Annotated in this window: 3 protein-coding genes and 1 rRNA gene; 1 reads left to right on the forward strand and 3 read right to left on the reverse strand. The window is 48.3% G+C overall.

Going from position 1 to position 3,084, the window contains the following annotated elements:
• The first annotated feature begins 40 nt into the window (after nucleotides 1-40).
• Nucleotides 41-156, forward strand: a 5S ribosomal RNA gene (rrf, locus tag BZG14_RS14945).
• A 512-nt stretch (nucleotides 157-668) separates the two neighbouring features.
• Here the strand turns inward: rrf and BZG14_RS14950 are convergent.
• The 3 genes from BZG14_RS14950 to BZG14_RS15640 all read right to left on the reverse strand — a co-directional run.
• The gene (locus BZG14_RS14950; protein WP_077609117.1) at nucleotides 669-1,313 is read right to left on the reverse strand and encodes a nicotinamidase; all 645 of its coding nucleotides are present in this window, start codon (nucleotides 1,311-1,313) and stop codon (nucleotides 669-671) included.
• A gap of 11 nt (nucleotides 1,314-1,324) precedes the next feature.
• Entirely contained in the window at nucleotides 1,325-2,674 is a 1,350-nt protein-coding gene (gene pssA / locus BZG14_RS14955) for a CDP-diacylglycerol--serine O-phosphatidyltransferase (protein WP_077609118.1), read from the reverse strand.
• A gap of 112 nt (nucleotides 2,675-2,786) precedes the next feature.
• On the reverse strand, nucleotides 2,787-3,084 hold a 298-nt coding region (locus BZG14_RS15640), incomplete at its 5' end, for a hypothetical protein (RefSeq protein ID WP_077609119.1).

Here is a 3,084-nt window from a genome sequence, read left to right on the forward strand (position 1 = left end):
TTCGTGTTTTGACTGAAAAGTGAAGACACACCAAATTTTGCTTGGCGACCATAGCGCTTTGGACCCACCTGATTCCATGCCGAACTCAGCAGTGAAACGAAGCAGCGCCGATGGTAGTGTGGGGTCTCCCCATGTGAGAGTAGGACATCGCCAGGCTTGCTTTCTTGTTTTCAGATTTTTGGAAAAATCTGAAGGCAAAAACGCTTATCTTGCTGATTGCTCGATGCTTTTGATAACGATGATGCTCATGTATTGGCATACACTGCGCGTCTCGATTCAACACCCTCATCGCATCAAACAAGATAACCTAATTAGAGCTTAATATTGGGCTTTAGTTAGCAAACATTTAAGCATCAAAGCAATGATATGTAAGACTTTGATGAGAAAATACAGAGCCCTGACCTAACGGTCGGGGCTTTTTTGTATCTTGAGAGTCTAATAAGACTGCGTATCTCGCAGCAAAATTCTCGATCTATAGATCGCAATATAATTATTAAAGTAGATATGCGTAAAACGTTGATGAACTAAAATATGAGGTACTAACCATTCGGTTAGTTTTTTTTGTTGTAGGAATTGGCCTTAATAAACCGGTCATTAACTAATATGGCGATCCTAAAGGCTATATAAGCAAGATCGCAGCAAGCAATCATGTGCTGCTGCGATACGAATTAACGCGGAAGTAAGCAGCTTAATGCGATTTGGCTATCTACGAGCCGAATGCCGACAGCGACCATCTCGTCACAAGCAGATGATACCGTGCTGGGGTCAATGCCGCGACATGCTGCGAGGTTAACAATGACGTCAAAGCGGCCGCGCTTTTTCAATTGGATAGCCGTGGTTTTGACGCAGTAATCGGTTGCCAAGCCACCGACAATCACGGTTTCTACGGCTTGGCTGTGTAGCCACTCAATCAAGCCCGTACTGAGTTTCTCTTCAATATCATGAAAGCACGCACCGTAGGGGTGAAGGTCAGGCTCGATGCCTTTCCAAACCACATAGTCGTAATCGGTAACGGAAGGCAAGCCGTCGAGAGTTTCAAATCCTTTGGTACCGGGCACAGCATGCTTGACCCAAGTAAGGTCAGCGTTTTTGTGTGGCAACGATTGAAACATATCCGCGGGATCGTCGACGACCCAGACCGCATTAGTAGGATGTGCATCTTTGGTCAGTATACGTAAATCAGCCAACGCCGCCTGCTGGTTCAGAGCCTGCCCGATGGTGTCGCCCTCTGGCACAGGCAATTCATCAGGACAAAGCGGCGTGAAGGTGCATTGCGCATCCACATCAATCGCGGCAATTTTGGCTTGTTTCATTGCATCATCACCTAGAGTATCTGATTGAGTAAATGATCGGCCTTAACCCGTTTTATCCGCTTGAGCAGACGCTTGACTGGGGCTGGATAGTCTTCCATTTTTTCTATCTGTTTATAGCTGCCGACCAACTGAGTGTGTGCCAGAATTTTGTCGACTTCTTTCTGTTTCTGCGCTTCGAGTTGCTGATGCTTATCATGAATCAAGATGGCGTTTTCTAAGTCTAGCTTCCATGCGCGTGGATTCAGGTTATTACCTGTCAGCAACATGTATTGGCGATCGACCCAAATTCCCTTTAAGTGAAAACTGTTGTCATCGTGTTTCCAAATATGGATGTTTAACTGGCGTTTGGCAATCGCCGCTTCGTTACGACGTGCAAAGTGGCGCAGGTTGACTTCATACAGATAGGGGAGTGCCGAAATGGTCTTAAACGGTGCCTCTGGCGGCGAGTAAAAGTCATTGGCGGTTTTATCGCCAACAATGATGCTCACCGTCACGCCTCGGCGTAGTGCACGACGAATTTCTCTGACGACACTGCGTGGCGGATTAAAATAAGGAGTGCAAATCACCAACTCTTTTTGCGCGCTGGCAATCAAATGGCAGATATAGCGGTTGAGCTTGTTCTTACGCTTACCCAATCCGACCATAGGGGTTAGCCCGACTTGATCCTCGCGGAGAGGCTCATCATCATAGCGATAGCTCGCACGCTGCAGCTGGGTGCGAAACTCACGAATACTCGGCTTAAGTGCTTTGCTGTTGGGTCGGTCTGGCGAGGTGAGGCAATTGACCGCACTATCTGCTGTCAGGGTATTAACAATAAAGTCTGCCATGGTGTCGGCGAGCGCTTTATTGTTGAGCACATGATAGCGGTCGTATCGATATCTATTATGTTGCGCTAAATAAACATCGTTTAAGCTAGCGCCGCTGTAAAGCACTCTATCATCAAACACAAAGCCTTTTAGGTGCAGGACGCCAAACACCTCTCGGTTTCTGACTGGTACGCCGAGTACCTCTATTTTATGCGGGTAACGCTCGGCATAGGCGCGATATAATCCTGCATTGCCATCAGACTGTTCAGCACCGATCAGCCCTCGTTGTGCACGATGCCAGTCGACTAATACCTTGATATCAAGATCAGGATTGGCCTGCTTCGCTTCATAAAGCGCATCAAGCACGCTACGTCCAGCCTCATCATCCTGCAGATACAAGGCGACGAGGTAAATCCTGGATTTCGCCTTTTTTATTTCACAGAGCAAGCGCTCTCTAAACGAGACGGCATCTAATAAGGTTTCGAGATTGTCTGGCTGGTGCGCAATGGTAGGCAGGCGGTCGATAAGCTGCCGATTTGCGTTCGCTGAATCCATTGTTACCTCTTTTTGTTCGACGGCCAGAGTCGAGCGGTTTGATGCTAAACCCTGAATTATWCCAGAAATTAGATCAAGTCATGGATCACTGCGCGTAGCTTTGTTGTAAATATCACGCTTTAGGTGTGTATCTCATCGCGACTAAGTCTTTACCGCTATGACAGTAGCTCTGGTATCGCGCTGCCAATTCCTCTGGCAGGGCTTGTGTGTCCACACTGCTGAAACCGTGTTGCGCGTATAAGGCGGTCAATGGTCGAAATGCCAAGCAAAAGCTTGGACGCTGCGCCAATACGGGCTGGACGGCGTCGAGCAGTTGATGGCTTAACCCCGTCCCGCGCAAGTGCGGGTGCAGCAGCATGCCAGTGAGCAGTTGGTAGTCTTGACGCGGCTGAAAGCGCACCGCGCCACAT

It is taken from the genome of Salinivibrio sp. IB282 (assembly GCF_001995685.1).
GTDB classification, from domain to species: Bacteria; Pseudomonadota; Gammaproteobacteria; order Enterobacterales; family Vibrionaceae; genus Salinivibrio; species Salinivibrio kushneri.